Source organism: Sulfurimonas iocasae (assembly GCF_047716755.1).
Lineage (GTDB): Bacteria > Campylobacterota > Campylobacteria > Campylobacterales > Sulfurimonadaceae > Sulfurimonas.
On the sequence record NZ_CP180409.1, the window covers coordinates 2,388,223 to 2,406,234 of the forward strand.

The following is an 18,012-nucleotide window of genomic DNA, read 5'->3' on the forward strand; positions in this document are numbered from 1 at the left end:
CAGCGGTGCGAGCGAAATAAAATTGACTTTGTTGATTTTATGTGTAAATTAAAGTAAGTAAATTGATCAACTAGGCAGCGACCTACATTTCCAATCCTGCAAGGATTAGTATTATCAGCGATGAGAGGCTTAGCTTCTGGGTTCGGAATGGAGCCAGGCGTTTCCCTCTCTCTATAGCCACCTAGACAATCAAGTCTAAAGACATCGAAATGTACTTAGACTTGACTGTATGAGTCAATAAAGGGGTATTAATGAGAAATCTCATTAAAGTATGATTGTCGTGTGTGTCATATGCCATTTCAGAGCATAGGACGAAAGTCAACATAACTAAATAACTAATGTATTGTGTAATACACTAAACAAGGTAGTGAACGAATTGTGTTCTAATAAAAGAACTGTAAAAAAGACAAACGTACTATTAGTACTGGTCAGCTAAACACATTGCTGTGCGTACACATCCAGCCTATCAAGCTTGTAGTCTTCAAGCGTACTTCAGGGAACGTTCATCTTGGAGTTGGCTTCCCGCTTAGATGCTTTCAGCGGTTATCTCATCCGTACGTAGCTACCCAGCGATGCTCTTGGCAGAACAACTGGTGCACCAGTGGTACGTCCAACCCGGTCCTCTCGTACTAGGGTCAGCTCTCCTCAACGTTCCTACGCCCACGGAAGATAGGGACCGAACTGTCTCACGACGTTCTGAACCCAGCTCGCGTACCGCTTTAAATGGCGAACAGCCATACCCTTGGGACCTGCTCCAGCCCCAGGATGCGATGAGCCGACATCGAGGTGCCAAACCTCCCCGTCGATGTGAGCTCTTGGGGGAGATCAGCCTGTTATCCCCGGCGTACCTTTTATCCTTTGAGCGATGGCCCTTCCACACAGAACCACCGGATCACTATGACCGTCTTTCGACTCTGCTCGACTTGTATGTCTCACAGTCAGGCTAGCTTATGCCATTATACTCTACGAGGGATTTCCAACCCCTCTGAGCTAACCTTTGTAAGCCTCCGTTACTTTTTAGGAGGCGACCGCCCCAGTCAAACTACCCACCAGACATTGTCCTCGCACAAGATAATTGTACGGAGTTAGCTATCAGAATATTCAAGGGTGGTATCTCAAGGATGCCTCATCATAAACTGGCGTCTATGAATCAAAGGCTCCCACCTATCCTGCACATGAATATCCCAATAGCAGTGTCAAGCTATAGTAAAGGTGCACGGGGTCTTTCCGTCTTTCCGCGGGTAGGAGGAATTTTCACCTCCACTACAATTTCACTGGATCCATTGTTGAGACAGCTCCCATCTCGTTACGCCATTCATGCAGGTCGGTATTTAACCGACAAGGAATTTCGCTACCTTAGGACCGTTATAGTTACGGCCGCCGTTTACTTGTGCTTCAATTCAAGCCTTCGCCGAAGCTAAGCAATCCTTTTAACATTCAAGCACCGGGCAGGCGTCACACCCTATACATCCTCTTACGAGTTAGCAGAGTGCTGTGTTTTTGGTAAACAGTCGGGAGGGACACTTTGCTGCGACCTTGAACCGCTTCAGAGAGTAAATCTCTTTACAGTTTAGGCACACCTTATACCGAAGATACGGTGCTAGTTTGCAGAGTTCCTTAACAATGGTTCTTCCACGCGCCTTAGAATACTCATCTCACCCACCTGTGTTGGTTTACGGTACGGGCAACCGTTGTTCTCGTTTAGAGGCTTTTCTCGGCACGACAGTATCATTGATTCAAACCGCTCTCCGAAGAGATTGGTCTGCCTGTAAGATCTCGGTCTCATGAGAAGCGGATTTTCCTACTTCTCGACCTACATCCTTCGACCCGCTATTCCATCAGCGAGCTCAATTAACTCTATGCGTCCCCCCATCACTCAAACGAACAACGGTCGGTATCGGAATATTAACCGATTTGCCATCGTCTACCCCTTTCGGACTCGACTTAGGTCCCGACTAACCCTACGATGACGAGCATCGCGTAGGAAACCTTGGGTTTACGGCGAAGGGAATTCTCATCCCTTTTCTCGCTACTCATGCCTGCATGCTCACTTCCATCCGCTCCAGCACTCCTTACCGGTGTACCTTCAGCGCTGAATGGAACGCTCTCCTACCACTTATGATAAATCATAAATCTAGAGCTTCGGTGCTTGTCTTAGCCCCGTTATATTTTCGGCGCAGAATCGCTAGACCAGTGAGCTGTTACGCTTTCTTTAAAGGATGGCTGCTTCTAAGCCAACCTCCTGGTTGTCACAGCAACTCCACATCCTTTTCCACTTAGACAAGACTTTGGGACCTTAGCTGCTAGTCTGGGTTGTTCCCCTCTCGACATAGGATTTTATCACCCTACGCCTGACTCCCGAGGTTACACGTATAGTATTCGGAGTTTGATAGGGTTTGGTACCGCGGTAAGCAGCCCTAGCCCTGTCAGTGCTCTACCCCTATACGCTAATGCTCGAGGCTATACCTAAATATATTTCGGAGAGAACCAGCTATCACTGAGTTTGATTGGCCTTTCACCCCTATCCACAAGTCATCCCAAGAATTTTCAACTTCTACGGGTTCGGTCCTCCACTGGCTCTTACACCAGCTTCAACCTGCTCATGGATAGATCACTCAGTTTCGGGTCTGCAGCATCTGACTATGTCGCCCTATTAAGACTCGCTTTCGCTACGGCTTCTCGTTCGATTAACCTTGCCAGATACCACAACTCGCAGGCTCATTATGCAAAAGGCAGTCCGTCACACTTGTCTTGCGACAATAGTGCTCCGAATGATTGTAAGCCATAGGTTTCAGGTTCTATTTCACTCCGCTCACCGCGGTCCTTTTCACCTTTCCCTCACGGTACTTGTTCGCTATCGGTCTAGTAGTAGTATTTAGGGTTGGAGGGTGGTCCCCCCATATTCAGTCAAGATAACACGTGTCCCGACCTACTCGTTCCTTAGTCTAGTACCATATAAATGTTTTCGCTTACGGGAGTATCACCCTCTATGCTCACTCTTTCCAAAGTGTTCTGCTAACAAATATATTATCACTAAGTGCCCTAATCCCATTTCGCTCGCCGCTACTTTGGGAATCTCGTTTGATTTCTTTTCCTTCAGGTACTGAGATGTTTCACTTCCCTGAGTTCGCCCAACCTAAGTTGTAACATGATTCGCACCATGCTGGGTCGCCCCATTCAGAAATCCCCGGATCAAAGCTCTTTGGCAGCTCCCCGAGGCTTATCGCAGCCTAATACGTCTTTCATCGCCTCTACTAGCCAAGGCATCCACCTATGGCCCTTAATATCTTTTTTATTCTAATTTGCGTTCACTACCTTGTTTAATGTACTAATACATCATTCAAGACAGATCCTGTTGATTTTGTAGTTATTTAGTTAATATAATTAATAATAGAATAAATTCTCTCTTTATTTATATATGTTGACTTTAACAATTATAATTTAATGAACTTTTTGGTTTAAAACCAAATCGAAATACTTAACTTAAGTACTTGGATTTAGTTTGAAACTTGTTTTAGAATTTAAAATGAAATGGTGGAGAATAGCGGGATCGAACCGCTGACCTCCTGCGTGCAAGGCAGGCGCTCTCCCAGCTGAGCTAATTCCCCATTTCAAGTGATAGATCACTGAAAACTAAGCAAGTAATAAACTAATAACTAACATCTCTTCGTGAGATTTTCTTTTGACAAGATAAACAAATGAATGTTTTCTCTTTACTCTAGAAAGGAGGTGATCCAACCGCAGGTTCTCCTACGGTTACCTTGTTACGACTTCACCCCAGTCGCTAATTCCGCCGTAAGTGGTAGCCTCCCGAAGGTTAGCTTCCCAATTTCGGGCGAAATCAACTCCCATGGTGTGACGGGCGGTGAGTACAAGACCCGGGAACGTATTCACCGTAGCATTGCTGATCTACGATTACTAGTGATTCCAGCTTCATGAAGTCGAGTTGCAGACTTCAATCCGAACTGAGAGACGCTTTATGAGATTGGCTCCACCTCGCGGTATCGCAACTCTCTGTACGCCCCATTGTAGCACGTGTGTAGCCCTAGCCATAAGGGCCATGATGACTTGACGTCGTCCTCACCTTCCTCCTCCTTGCGAAGGCAGTCTCCTTAGAGTGCCCAGCATAACCTGCTGGCAACTAAGGACGAGGGTTGCGCTCGTTGCGGGACTTAACCCAACATCTCACGACACGAGCTGACGACAGCCGTGCAGCACCTGTTTTCAAGTTCCCCGAAGGGCACCACTCTATCTCTAGGGTGTTCTATCAATGTCAAGGCTAGGTAAGGTTCTTCGCGTATCTTCGAATTAAACCACATGCTCCACCACTTGTGCGGGTCCCCGTCTATTCCTTTGAGTTTTAATCTTGCGACCGTACTCCCCAGGCGGAACACTTAATCTGTTAAGTGCATCACCGAGATGACAAGCATCCCGACGACTAGTGTTCATCGTTTAGGGCGTGGACTACCGGGGTATCTAATCCCGTTTGCTCCCCACGCTTTCACGCCTCAGCGTCAGTTATGTTCCAGGAGATCGCCTTCGCTTTCGGTATTCCTAGTGATATCTACGGATTTTACCCCTACACCACTAATTCCATCTCCCCCTCCCATACTCTAGGCTCGTAGTTTCAAATGCAGTTCTATGGTTAAGCCATAGGATTTCACATCTGACTTACGAGCCAGCCTACGCGTCCTTTACGCCCAGTGATTCCGAGTAACGCTTGCACCCTCCGTATTACCGCGGCTGCTGGCACGGAGTTAGCCGGTGCTTATTCATGAGCTACCGTCATTTTCTTGACTCATAAAAGGAGTTTACACACCGAAATGCGTCATCCTCCACGCGGCGTTGCTGCATCAGGGTTTCCCCCATTGTGCAATATTCCTCACTGCTGCCTCCCGTAGGAGTCTGGTCCGTGTCTCAGTACCAGTGTGGCGGATCATCCTCTCAAACCCGCTACCCGTCATTGCCTTGGTAGTCTCTTACACTACCAACTAACTGATGGGATATAGTCTGATCTCGAAGCGAAAAAACGTTTCCCGACTAAACTTGAGTTTAGAAGGTGTATCCAGTATTAATCATCGTTTCCAATGGCTATCCCGGTCTTCGAGGTACATTAACTATATATTACTCACCCGTGCGCCACTAATCCCCTAGCCTACCACAAGTGATAAGTTTCGGTTCATCGTTCGACTTGCATGTGTTAAGCACGCCGCCAGCGTTCACTCTGAGCCAGGATCAAACTCTCCATAATTGTTGTCCGAAGACAGATTATGTAAAGAACACATTGCTGTGCATTACTGATCTTTTGCCCAAGAATTAAAATTCATTGGCTTTGTTGCCATAAACCGCGTGAACAGTTTATGGACTTTTTTGTATGTATCTATTACTATAAGGGATCCAATAAATTGGATTCAAAATAGAATAGACGGTTGTTGTTAATTAGTTATTTCTAAGTAAACTTATTAATGAGCTAATTACTAACTGTTTCGTTAGTTATTAAGTCTATTTACTTGCTTAGTTTTCAATGATCTCAAACAATCTCAAAAGCTTCAACTCGAAGTCTCTCTAGCCCTCTTTAACAAGGTCTCTTTGTTTGTGGATGGGAATTATAGGGGGTTGTTGCTTAGAAGATTCTTAATCGGTTGGGAAGTTTTAAAAACTTCCTCTTTGTGTAAAAATACTCAGCGTTTGGCTGGCTATTTTTCTTTTGTATTTAGCTCTATAAACACAGGCTCTGAAAAATTTGGAACATCATCATAAGAAAAAATAGCATAGTATTTATTTACACTACTATCACCAAAATTGTCATATGTATAGTTATCTGTTCCTCCATAAAGCTTTTGTCCATCATATGGTGAGCAAGGGACTCTGAAAGGATTTTTAACTACTATTGCTCCACTATATCCGTCATCATCCGGTGTATCCCACTCTAGCTTTATAACATTGCTTTCAATGCTATATCTTAGGTTTTCAACTTTGGATGGTGGATTACGGCGCTTTTTAATATAGTTGATTGTTAAAGAAGGTCTTTTAACTCTCTTTTCATCCATGAAAGTAACATCCTGACTTTTTGGAAGAGCTTTGTGCGATGAAGCAGATATTGCAAATAAAGCTTTAGAATCTTTATCTATATTTTCTACCATTTCATTTATAGCATATGTATCAAATACAAATCTTTGTTTAGGCTCTGATTTTATGTCAGATATACTTATGTCATAACCTATTCTCTCAACAATTTCTCTGTTTTTTATTTTTTCATATGTTATATCACCTTCACAAGGCTTAACCATCTCTATATGAAAACGAAGAGTATTAGTTGAATTTATATCAATAGCATCTATCTCTATATATGCACTTGATATTACAGTGTTATCCATTTCCGGCCATTGAGAAAGATCAAACTCTATACAAGAATATTTTTTATTTCCATTTTTATCATATCCTGCTACTAGTTCATTTTCTAATATTTTATTCTCTAGTGCCGTGAACTCTTTTGATGACTGAAGTTCAAGCTTAGCTTCATTTACTGTATATGATATATCCAATTTTGGTCTATATGTAAGTCCTCCACTAAATTTTCCATATCCTATATCCCACTGCATAAGTTGAGATGCACGATCTAATGGTAATAATGAGGGTCCTTCAAATTTAAACAGAGCTTCTGAGCGAGTTAATGAGTTTTGTAAAACAGCTATTTCTTGTGCTGCGAACTTATACGTTCTCCAGATACCTTGGGATAATTGAGCAGAACCTGTTGGTCTATCTATATAACTTAGTGTTTTAGCATTTTTAATATCATCAAAACTACTTATGCTATCTATAGTTCTATCATCTATCTGTCCAACTCTCCATTCTCCATAACTCTCCACTTGAACTGAGACTCTATTCATAGGATAAAAAGAGATTGAAGCACTTGTAATAATTGCATTTTGTGGTATTGTAGAGAGAGAAAATCCACAAACACCAAAACATTCACCTTTGCTTTCAGAAATACCTACAAACATAGAGTTATTTCCAAAATGATCTGGATTCTTTTTAGTTTTCTCTCCAACGTAGCCAATCTTATCTGCTAAAGGATATAAAATTTTAGAAAACATAGCTTCTAGAGGTTTTGTTCTTACACCAAGAACTTGGGCATATGGAGATTTTACATATCTTTTTTTACAAACTGCTCGTACGTAATAGTAATAATTAGTAGACGCTTTTAGATTTTTATCTTCATAAGTTTTTAGCTTTGTCATACCAATTCTATTTGAAGCTTGAGCAAATCCTTTTTTAGTATTTGAACGATATATCTCAAAATACACAGTTTCATCATCAGGGTAATCCCACTTTAGTTCAACTTCTTTAGAAGCAACTTCTGTTGCAATAAAATTTTCAACTCTTAAAAGTGAATTATCTTTTTTATAATTATTTACTTCAGAAAGAGCAAATATAAGTGCCGAGATATTTTCTTCTATATTTTCACTCATATGTTCTTTATAATCACTGATATTTCTAGTTCCAACTTCTACTACCAATGACAATGCTCCCTGTTCATAGTAAAATTCTCTACCACTTCCTGAAATCAAACTCACTGGAGGTTTACCCATATGAACACCATATTCTCGCCCAGACTCTTTTCTAATCTCTTCAGCCATATTAGATGCTAATAGATTTAAATCAATAGCATCTATCGCATCTTCATGCATAAAGTTATGCGCAGGGAAAAATACATTTCCCTGTGAATGATAATCTAGTGCAATAGTTATATTCTTATGTGAAGTTACAAAGTCTCTAAGTGCAGCTGTTTCAGGTTCACTAAAAGCACTCACTCCTGAGTAAACATTTGAGGTCATGTCTTTATTTGGAGTAAAGCCTATAGAGAAGTTTCTGTTTAAATCAACTCCAAAACTTCCATCTGCATTCTTTCTTCTGTTTTTTCTCCAAAATGAGAAGTGATTTCTTGAGTACTCAAAGCCATCCGGATTTGCACAAGGAACCATATAAAGGGTAGATCTATCTAAAATAGCATTAAGTTGAGGATCATAATCAATATGATCTAATATATATTTGGCGAAGCTAAGGCTAAGTTCAATCCCTATCCACTCTCTTGCATGAATGGTTCCAGTATAAAAAAGTGCCGGTTTTTCTAAATGCTTGTCTATATTTTTTGTAATGCTTACAGCGATTATCTCTCTATCTTCCCAAGTCTTTCCTATAGATTCAACTTTAAAAAGATCCGGGTTTGTTATTTGTGCTTGTTTAAAAAATTCTACACATTCGTCGTAGGAACTGTACTGCTGTCTCAAATTGTTACCTTAAAATATTAATTGTTAAAAGAGTTAGCCTAGTGGCCAACTTTTTCTTTGAAAATATAATAATACTCATTTAAGCCTTTAGGAGTCATTATTTTTTCTTAGTTTTTCTATCTATAAGGTCAACTATCAGATCAATCTTTCTGTCATTAAAATTAAGTCCCATTTTTTCTTGCTCAGGTGTTGCAAAGGCTGGAATACCGTTTACCTCAAGAACTACATATTCTTCTTTCTCTTTATCATAAATAATATCTACACCACCAATATCTACACCACAAACTTTACAAGCTTTTTTAGCAATTTTAACTATCTCATCATTTGCTTCACGTAAAAATATAGAACCACCACTTGTGACATTTGTTCTCCAGTCTGTTTTACTAGCTTTTCTGCCATAACAACTAACAAACTCTCCATCTACTATATCTACTCTAAAGTCTGTATTATCATATTTTATAAACTTCTCAACATAGAAGTATCTCAAATCCATCTGGTTTAAAAATGGTAGTAACATATCTAAACTAGCCTCATTTTCTATCTTTGTAAGCCCTACTCCGCCCCAACCATCAGTTGGTTTATAAACCATCTTATCCCATTTTTTCATTATTTTCTTTAATTCATGTCCATCATCTCTATGACATAACCTATAATCAGCCGTTTTAATGCCATGGTTTCTCAAAACAAAAGATGTATGAAACTTATCTTCACTCAAAGCAAAAGCCTCATAAGAGTTAATCATAGGAATAACACGATTTAATGCTTGATATAAATATGTCTGATACTGTGTTTGTTCTCCTGCATTGTACGAGAAAAATAGATCTAGCTTATTTAGCTTTACTTTATTATGAATGATATTTGCATTCTGAACAATAGCATGTCTAAGATTTACATCATCAAGTGTCTCAATGTCTCTTTCTTCCAGCTTTGTAATAATCTTTTTTGCAATTTTGTCGCCACCGCTATTTGTATATAACCACATTCCGATTTTTCTCTTTGCCATAACTTGCTCCTTTATTTTATTTCGTAAAATCTAAGTTTTTTACAAAATAAGTAAATAATTTTCTACTCAACTCTATTCTGCTCTTAAAACTTTCCTTTGAAGCTCTTTCATGTATAGTGTGATCTCCATCACCAAAAGGTCCAAATCCATCTAAAGTAACAACTCCACAAGAGCTAACAATATTAGCATCACTCACTCCGCCTCTCTCTTCATACTTTAAAACACTAGAAGTAATCTTTTCTATATTTTTTATCAAATTGAGTGAAGATTCGCTTGTTTGCATCACATCTCTTTGTATTCCACCACTAAGTTGTGAAGTTGTCCCATTTACAAATGATTTTTCAACTATCTTCTCAATACTTTTTAAAACTCTATCTCGCTCATCAGAGTTCTTATATCTTAATTCAAAAACTAAATTTGCAAATGGCGAAATCGTATTTGCACCAAGTCCACCATTAATTCTTCCAACATTAACAGTTGTTCCTTTTTCTAAGTCTGTTAATTTTACTAATTCTTGTAATTTATAAGAAGCTTCAAGATTTGCATCATGCCCTTTTACATAGTGATTTCCTGCATGAGCGGCTTTACCGGTTATATCTAAAAAAAAAGTTCCTACCCCTTTTCTTCCTGTTACAACTTCCATATCTTCACCGGCTGCTTCATATACAAAACAGTAGTCATACTTAGACGCAAGTTTTGCAGTTAGATGTTTAGAATCATCACTACCAGTTTCTTCATCACTCACAAAAAGAATATCTATATTTTTTATTTCATTATTTTGCTCTTTGAATTCCCTTAGAGCCTGTAGTGCTACAATATTTCCACCCTTCATATCACACACACCAGGTCCATAAACCCACTCTTCATCTTCAGAATATTCTTCAAATTCATTTGGTGGAAATACAGTGTCTAAATGCCCAAGAAGCAGTAATGTTTTTGCAGTTTTGTCATGTTTAGAAGTATAATGTCTATGATTTCCAATAAGTTCTCTATCATAAATATTTACTTTAAAACCTAACTCAGTAAGCCATTTATCGAATATTATTCCAACTCTATCTACACCATCTTTATTTTTAGTGTATGAGTTTATATTTACAATTGTATTTAAATCATTTAAATAGCTCATTCAACTCCTAGTTTCTATACGAACTAGATTAATTGTACTATATATTTATTTAAATTGTATAAAAAAAATGATAATTATGATTTGGAAGGGAAGAAGTGTAGAAACTTAGAAGATTATTTTCTTCTAAGTTCTTTGATACGAGCTTTTTTACCAGCAAGATCACGAAGATAAAATAGTTTTGCACGACGAACACGACCGCGACGAATAACTTTTATCTCATTTATTGAGTCAGAGAAAATTGGGAAAATTCTTTCAATACCAATACCATTAGCACCAATTTTACGTACAGTAATTGTTTTACCTGTACCTTGACCACGTTTTGCTATACAAACACCCTCGTAGCTTTGTACACGAGTTTTGTCACCCTCTTTAATAGTTACTGCTAAACGAACAGTATCACCAGCACGAAATTCTGGAAGAGTTTTCTCAGCTGTTTGTGCTTTTTCAAAGTTTTCTATGTACTTATTTCTCATAAGATTTCCTTGTTCTATGCTTTAAAAGCTGCTCTGGCCTGAAGAATTTAGTCTTACATTCAGACAAGGCTAATTTAAGTGAGCGAATTTTACTATGATTTCCCTTTAAATATTCTGATGGGACAGAACAACTTTGAAAATCTTTGGGTTTAGAGAAAGATGGTGCCTCTAACAGAGGCGTTTCAAAACTTTCAATACTTAGCGACTCACTATTGCCAAGTACACCTTCTACATTTCTCGAAATTGCATCACACATAACAAGTGAAGGTAATTCTCCACCAGTTAAAATATAATCTCCTATCGAGAAAACTTCATCAGCAAACTCTTCTATGACTCTCTCATCAATCCCTTCATATCTTCCACTAACAAAAGCTATATGAGAGATTTTTGCTAATCTTTTGGCATCACGCTGCACAAAAGGTTTTGCAACAGGGGTTAAAAAAACAATATGAACATTTTCATCTTGTTTTTTAAGTTCACTTAAAGAGTTGAAAAGTGGCTGGGGATTCATAACCATACCAGCTCCACCACCGACGGCTGTATCATCAACTTTAGAATGCTTGTTGTTACTAAACTCTCGAGGGTCTAAATAGTTAATATTTAAAATCTCTTTATCAATTGCGCGCTTTAGGATAGAGTCACAAAAATACCCCTCTACGATGTTTTGAAATAGAGTTACAAAAGTAAAAGTCATTATGAAGCTTCTAAAATATCCATTGCGCCACTAACGGTAATAATCTTTTTATCAATATCTGTATTTAAAATAAATGGTTTATGAAAAGGTATTAAGAAACTCTTTGCAAAGCCTATTTTAACCAGTTCATCGTTAGTTTGAACATTCAGATAATTACTGATTGTGATACGTTCAACTTCATTTACAACACCTAATAGTTTTCCATCTTCGTAAACTTCACAATCTTCTATATCAAACCAGAAAAACTCACCTTCTTTTAGATGGCAATTTTTTCTTGTCTCTTCTCTAGTAGTGTAGAGTTTTACGTTAGTAAACTTTTTTGCATCTTCGATAGAGTTAATACCAGCTATTTTTATAAGACCTCTTTCATGATTTACATCATCTAGAGTAATAGTGTTATTTTTATTTGTCGAAAATGTGGAGTTCTTTTGAAATTGTTCCGGGAAATCACTATGGATATGAAACTTCATATCACCTTTTATACCGACAGTTTTGCCGATAGTGGCTATATGAAGTCTTTGTTCTTTAGATTGGTTCGACATTAATTCTATAGCTTACGCCATCTTTTGCTTTACAGCCAGATATTACAGTTTTAATTGCACCAATCATTTTGCCCTCTTTACCAATCAGTTTACCAACATCGGCTTGATTAGCATAAAGAACTATTTCAGTAATTTCATCGCTTTCTTTTATTTGCACTTTTATATCATCCGGGTAAGTTGCTATAAGTTTGGCAAACTGCGCGACAAATTCAGAAATCATGACTAACGACCAGTTATCTTTTTAACACGGTCACTCATTTGAGCACCAACACTTAACCAGTAGTCAAGTCTTTCGTTATCAACAACTAAAGTTTTCTCAGCTACCATTGGATTATAGTGTCCGATTAACTCAATCCAACCACCATCTCTACGTTTACGGCTATCTGTTACAGCTATTCTGTAAAATGGTTGTTTTTTTCTTCCCATACGAGTAAGTCTAATTACTGTCATTTATGTGTCCTAATATTAAAATTTTTGGAGGTTTTTTTGCAGAATAAAATATACTAAGTAGTTTTATTGTGCCTCTTACCGCCCTCGAGTAAATTTTTACTCGATATGCGTCTTATATCTTGGTTTTCAAGATACCTTCTAATCACAGAGGGATTATTTCAGAAGTTATTACGATGGTGGAATTATAGCGAGTCATAACTTAAATGTAAAGAGAGAGATAAATACCATTGTCCTATTTTTAACTCCCATGAACATTTTTTTCAAAAATATTCCATACATTCAAGCCAAAGGTAAAAGAGTGATGTAGTTGCAAGGCGCATAGAGAGGAAGCGTACTTAAAGTACGTGACGAGCGTAGCAACGCGGCAAATGCATTGCTATTTTACCTTTTTAACGAGGAATTGCTCCTGGTCCACTCATTTGACCCATCATAGCTTGAAGATCTTTCATGCCATTTTTGCCTGAAAATTTCTTAGCCATTTTACCTGCATTTTTAAACTGTTTTATCATTCGGTTAATCTCTACAATCTCTAAACCACAACCTTTTGCGATTCTTCCTTTACGAGAATTATTTAATAAATCCGGGGTTTCTCTCTCTTTTAGCGTCATCGAAGAGACCATTGATTTGATATTTTTAAGTTCGCTTGAATTCTCCATATCGAAATCTTTAAGAGCTTTTGACATATTTCCCATACCTGGAATCATGCCCATAAGAGACTTCATACTACCCATCTTCTTCATGCTTTCCATCTGCTCTAAAAAGTCATTGAAGTTAAACTTACCTTTTTGAATCTTTTTAGTAAGTTTTTTAGCTTGTTTCTCATCAATTGCACCTGCAGTTTTTTCAGCAAGACCCTCAATATCACCAAACCCCATAAGACGGTTTACAATACGATCAGGTAGGAAAACTTCTAAGTCTTCCATCTTCTCACCGCTACCGATAAAACGGAGAGGAACTTTAACTTGTGATGAAAGACCTAATGCTACACCACCTTTAGAATCGCCATCATATTTTGAAAGAATAACACCATCTATGCCAATCTTATCTTTAAATGTTGTGGCTGTTCTTACTGCATCTTGACCAGTCATTGAATCAGCTACATAAAATATCTCACTTGGATTTGCAGCTTTTTTAACAGCTTTAAGTTCATCCATTAGTTCATCATCAATAGCTAAACGACCAGCTGTATCTATAAGAACAACATCGTAGATGCCACTCTTTGCTTTTTTAAGTGCTCCATTTACAACTTCTACAGGGCTTTTTGTAGCTTCATCTTCATAAAGCTCTACTTCTATTTGAGTAGTAATTTGGCGAAGTTGCTCAACCGCTGCTAAACGCTGTAAATCTGCTGCTACAATAAGAACTTTTTTCTGCTTATTTTTCAAGTACGTTGCAAGTTTACCAGTAGTTGTTGTCTTACCAGAACCTTGAAGTCCTGTCATAAGGATTACAGTCGGAGGATTTGGAGCAAAAGTAAAACCTCGATTTCCACCAACTTCAAGTAGTTCATAAAGAGTTGCTCTAAGTGCGTCTAAAAACTGATCTTTACCTATACCATTTTTCCTAGTCTCTATCTGAACTTTATTTATTAAATCTTTTACGACAGTATGGTTTACATCTGCTTTTAAGAGTGATTTTTTCAACTCATTCAGCGCTTTTGTCAGTGCCTTATCATCATCAAATGTACGAATCTTTTTAATAGCAGCTGTAAATGAATCTGTTAATGTATCAAACATGAAGTACCTTATATAGTTTATATAATATTTTGCGAATTATAGCAGAGTAGGACTTTTGGTTTATTTAATTTTTAAAACTTGCATCAATGAGTTTTAATTTCTCTTTTCGTGAGAGTTGTTTTATAGCATATTCCCTCTTCATTGCATCTACCTTATCATCACACTTTTCAAAGTAAACAAGCTCTACAGGTCTTCTATTTCTTGTATATTTTGCACCAATGTTTGATGTGTTATGCTCATTTACTCTTCGCTTTAAGTTGGTTGTCACTCCTGTATAAAGTGTCTCATCTGCACACCTTAATACATATACTTTCCAAGGGCTTATCGGAGTCACAAAAATATCTTCATCATCAACTTTGTAAAATCTTGCTTCATTGTTTTGACAAAAGTAGATGGTGTATGCGCAGGTAATTGCATCTAGCATATCCTCAAAATCTTTTAGACCTTGTCCTTTATAAGCGGCTATATCACTCTTTAGTATCTTATGGGGATAGACAACCTTTGCTAAATATTTTTTATAAATATCAATTTGTTCTCTTATAAACCCAACATCTCTACCTTTTTTTCTCTTATATGGCAAAATTTGCTGATTGTTAAACAGCATAGCTATTGTAGAGTGAGGATAGACTTCAAATATAACTCTATCAGAGTTATAATCTCTCTTAAATCCATCCTCTTTTAGTCTTTTAAATAACTCTTCACTTCTTATGTTTGAGTTATATTTTGTCAGGAGTGTTCTATTTACGGGGAGCATAGAGATTTTATACTTTGCAAAATCTTTATTAAAAAGCTTTTCACACTCTCTATTTCCATCTTCATTTGGAACGAGTAGTGGAGCGTCTAGTCCAATGCAGACTTTATCGTTTTTATATTTTTGTATCTCATCGACTATATCATTTATAGATTTTAAAAGTTTAATATCTATAATTTTTAAACTCTTTTTATAAGGAATTAATACACAAAAGCCTGAGAGATTTTTATCTCCCCAAGCTAAATCAATTCCTATATATACACTATTGGAAGTCAACAAATACTTTAGGCTCAGGTGCTACAAATTCCATATCCAAGAGTCTAACTTTATAAGCATGTAGCATTACTCTCTTAGCACGTCTTCCACCATACTGCTCATCTCCAATAATCGGATGGTCAATATAACGAAGGTGTGTTCTTATTTGATGTGTTCTACCATGGTGAATAATACACTTAATTTTTGTTTTATTCGCACTTACAATGTCAGGGAAAAACTCTGATCTTGCAGGTTTACCTTTACCCGATACATTTGAGTATGCTTTATTATTTTTTCTTTGAGTTAAAATTGGTTTATCAACTTCTATAGGTTCACTAATGATGCCCTCAACCCATGCAATATACTCTTTATATACATTGTCTTTTTTAAACTCTTTAATAGCCCGTTGTCTAAACTCTTCATTTTTAACAAGCATTAATACTCCACTTGTTTCACGATCAAGTCTATGCAAAAGCACTGCAGGCTTAAGCTGTCTCTCTATCTCATCTGAGTTCACATATGCAGGCTTATCGATAACAATAATATCATCATTTTCAAAAATTGGTTTTATTTTTTCTATCTTTTGAACTCTAAAGACTGTTTTAGCATCTATCTCTCCACGAGCTATCATTACTTTTTTGTTTCCAACATATGCTAAACCACGATCTATCATTGATTTAGCTTGAGAGTTTGAAATACCCTCTTGTATTGCCAGTATCTTATATGCTTTTTCTTTTGACATTAAGCATGCTCCTTAATTTATTTCATAAATACGGTCATTAATCTAACCTCTAAAGAGGTAGTTTTATTATTCTAGTATTTTCTGTATTATAGGTTCTAAGTTTATTTTCTCTTCAACCATTGACATCGGTAAATCTTTTGTAGCCAAAAGTGCTTTGTGAATCTCATCTGCTTCAACATACTGTACATGATGTACATATTTGAAAAGCTCTTTTTGATCATGAAAATGTTTGCCTGTAATTATTTTGCATCCAAAGAAAGCAGGTTCTAGTGGGTTGTGCCCACCAACATCTTCTCTAAACGCACCACCAACAATAGCTATATCACTAATAGCATACATGTTGTTGAGTTCACCCATTGCATCTACTAAAATCAAATCTGTTTCAAAGTTTTGAGATTCTGAGAATCTGCAAAGAGTTAAAGAGTTTCTATCAGCATAATTTTTCATTAACGCATAAACACTCTCAAATCTTTCAGGATGCCTTGGAACTACTATTAGTTTTGCATCTACTTGTTTTTTATACTGAATAAATGATTTTAATATTGACTCTTCTTCACCATCATGTGTACTTCCAGCAACTATACACTCTTGAACTGGCTTCTCATACTCTTTTGTCTTAGTGATTTTACCGGCTAACTTTATGTTTCCGATGATTTCAATATTTTTAGCTCCGAGTGCTAAAAAACGATTTTTATCAACTTCACTCTGAGCATATATAACTTCTACATTTGATAAAAGCTTTTTATAAAACCAAGCAAACTGCAAATATTTTTTTACACTCTTATCTGAGATGCGAGCATTTAAAAGTACAACTTTAGTACCTCTATATCTTGCTAGTACAAAAAGTATATACCAAAACTCAGCTTCTAAAACTATAAGCAGTTTTTGCTTTTTCATCCAAAATGGAAGTAGAATCTCATATGGTAAATACCTAACATCTGCATCATACTTTCTGGCTTCTGTCTGACCAGTATGAGTTACAGTCGTTATCTTTATATCTTTATCACTTACTAGCTCTAAAATCGGCTTTAATGCTTTTGCTTCACCAAGTGAGCAAACATGAAACCAAACTCCATCTTTAGTCTTGAATGGTGGATTTTTAAAAAGAAAGAAACGGGCTGGGACAGACTCTTTGTATTTTTGCTTAAATGAGAGATATACTAAAAGTGGGAGTGCTACAAGATATAGCACAGCACTTAAAATATAATAGAGGAGCGTAAAAGGCTTCAAGCCCTACTCGTCAGAAGCTTCCACATGGAGAATACGACCACAGTGCGGACATGTTGTAATCTCTTCAGCTTTAATAACATCTGCTAAAATCTTATCACTGATTAACATATGACAACCCATACAAGCTTGATCTTCAACTACTACAACAGTACTATTTTTAGCCCAACGGCGAATTTTTTGGTAAAAAGCTAAACCTTTTTGATTCGTAGTTCCAAGAAGTTTCTCTTTTTCAACAAATACTTTTTGTCTCTCTTTATTAATTACTTCTAGTTTTTCATCAACTTCAGCTTTTACAGATTCAAGATTTGCATCTATTTCTGAAAGTGAAACTTTTGCAGCTTCTACTTGCTCTTTCTTTAGCTCAATGATTTTTTCAAGTCTAGTAATCTCTTCATTTGCAAAAGTTACTTGCTCTTTTGCTATCTCTTCTTCAAGCTGTAAAGATTTCATCTCACGCTCAGTTTTCACTTCACCACTTTTTCTAGAGTTATCTTCTAGCTTTTGAGATAGTTCGGCTAAATGCAACTCATTCTTATGCTTTTTAAGTTGCTCATCTTTGATTTCATTGCTTAAGTTTTCAATATCTGTATCGATACTCTCTTTTTTTGCTAATGCAGCTTCATACTTAGAATTAGCTTCTTCGATTTGAGGCTCAAATGCATCAATCTCTTTATCTACACGAGAAAGGTCTATTAATTGTTTAAGATGCTGGTTCATCA

At 37.1% G+C, this 18,012-nt stretch carries 13 protein-coding genes, 1 tRNA gene and 3 rRNA genes; all 17 read right to left on the reverse strand.

Features of this window, described 5'->3' with window-relative positions; genetic code table 11:
• Window positions 1-69: 69 nt before the first annotated feature.
• Window positions 70-185: ribosomal RNA gene (gene rrf / locus ACLHDE_RS12115) — 5S ribosomal RNA — on the reverse strand.
• 212 nt (window positions 186-397) lie between these two features.
• Window positions 398-3,294: ribosomal RNA gene (locus tag ACLHDE_RS12120) — 23S ribosomal RNA — on the reverse strand.
• A 238-nt stretch (window positions 3,295-3,532) separates the two neighbouring features.
• Window positions 3,533-3,608, reverse strand: a tRNA-Ala gene (locus tag ACLHDE_RS12125).
• Window positions 3,609-3,722: 114 nt separating this feature from the next.
• A 16S ribosomal RNA gene (locus tag ACLHDE_RS12130) occupies window positions 3,723-5,251 on the reverse strand.
• The 16S, 23S and 5S rRNA genes sit together here with 1 tRNA gene alongside, the layout of an rRNA operon.
• Before the next feature lie 445 nt (window positions 5,252-5,696).
• Window positions 5,697-8,291, reverse strand: a complete 2,595-nt coding sequence (locus ACLHDE_RS12135) for a M14 family zinc carboxypeptidase (RefSeq protein WP_415396674.1) — start codon at window positions 8,289-8,291, stop codon at window positions 5,697-5,699.
• A 97-nt stretch (window positions 8,292-8,388) separates the two neighbouring features.
• A complete protein-coding gene (locus ACLHDE_RS12140; protein ID WP_415396675.1) occupies window positions 8,389-9,294 on the reverse strand; it encodes an ATP-grasp domain-containing protein in 906 nt (301 codons plus the stop codon).
• Between the two features lie 16 nt (window positions 9,295-9,310).
• Window positions 9,311-10,420 carry a M20 family metallopeptidase gene (locus ACLHDE_RS12145; RefSeq protein WP_415396676.1) on the reverse strand — a complete coding sequence of 370 codons (1,110 nt, stop codon included), beginning with the start codon at window positions 10,418-10,420 and terminating at the stop codon, window positions 9,311-9,313.
• 113 nt (window positions 10,421-10,533) lie between these two features.
• Window positions 10,534-10,893 (reverse strand): 50S ribosomal protein L19, encoded by a 360-nt coding sequence (gene rplS / locus ACLHDE_RS12150; protein WP_415396677.1) that lies wholly within the window; start codon window positions 10,891-10,893, stop codon window positions 10,534-10,536.
• Window positions 10,883-11,587 (reverse strand): tRNA (guanosine(37)-N1)-methyltransferase TrmD, encoded by a 705-nt coding sequence (trmD, locus tag ACLHDE_RS12155; RefSeq protein WP_415396678.1) that lies wholly within the window; start codon window positions 11,585-11,587, stop codon window positions 10,883-10,885. The genes rplS and trmD overlap by 11 nt, the downstream gene beginning before the upstream one ends.
• On the reverse strand, window positions 11,587-12,129 hold the full coding sequence (gene rimM / locus ACLHDE_RS12160) for a ribosome maturation factor RimM (RefSeq protein ID WP_415396679.1): 543 nt from the start codon (window positions 12,127-12,129) through the stop codon (window positions 11,587-11,589). The genes trmD and rimM overlap by 1 nt, the downstream gene beginning before the upstream one ends.
• On the reverse strand, window positions 12,113-12,349 hold the full coding sequence (locus ACLHDE_RS12165) for a KH domain-containing protein (protein ID WP_415396680.1): 237 nt from the start codon (window positions 12,347-12,349) through the stop codon (window positions 12,113-12,115). The genes rimM and ACLHDE_RS12165 overlap by 17 nt, the downstream gene beginning before the upstream one ends.
• A gap of 2 nt (window positions 12,350-12,351) precedes the next feature.
• Window positions 12,352-12,579, reverse strand: a complete 228-nt coding sequence (rpsP, locus tag ACLHDE_RS12170; RefSeq protein WP_415396681.1) for a 30S ribosomal protein S16 — start codon at window positions 12,577-12,579, stop codon at window positions 12,352-12,354.
• Between the two features lie 389 nt (window positions 12,580-12,968).
• A complete protein-coding gene (gene ffh, locus ACLHDE_RS12175; RefSeq protein ID WP_415396682.1) occupies window positions 12,969-14,315 on the reverse strand; it encodes a signal recognition particle protein in 1,347 nt (448 codons plus the stop codon).
• A gap of 64 nt (window positions 14,316-14,379) precedes the next feature.
• The gene (locus tag ACLHDE_RS12180) at window positions 14,380-15,342 is read right to left on the reverse strand and encodes a DUF429 domain-containing protein (protein ID WP_415396683.1); all 963 of its coding nucleotides are present in this window, start codon (window positions 15,340-15,342) and stop codon (window positions 14,380-14,382) included.
• A complete protein-coding gene (locus tag ACLHDE_RS12185) occupies window positions 15,329-16,063 on the reverse strand; it encodes a pseudouridine synthase family protein (protein ID WP_415396684.1) in 735 nt (244 codons plus the stop codon). The genes ACLHDE_RS12180 and ACLHDE_RS12185 overlap by 14 nt, the downstream gene beginning before the upstream one ends.
• A gap of 66 nt (window positions 16,064-16,129) precedes the next feature.
• Entirely contained in the window at window positions 16,130-17,254 is a 1,125-nt protein-coding gene (gene waaA, locus ACLHDE_RS12190) for a lipid IV(A) 3-deoxy-D-manno-octulosonic acid transferase (RefSeq protein WP_415396685.1), read from the reverse strand.
• A gap of 42 nt (window positions 17,255-17,296) precedes the next feature.
• Window positions 17,297-18,010, reverse strand: coding sequence for a zinc ribbon domain-containing protein (locus ACLHDE_RS12195; protein WP_415396686.1), 714 nt, complete (start codon window positions 18,008-18,010; stop codon window positions 17,297-17,299).
• Between the last annotated feature and the right edge of the window lie 2 nt (window positions 18,011-18,012).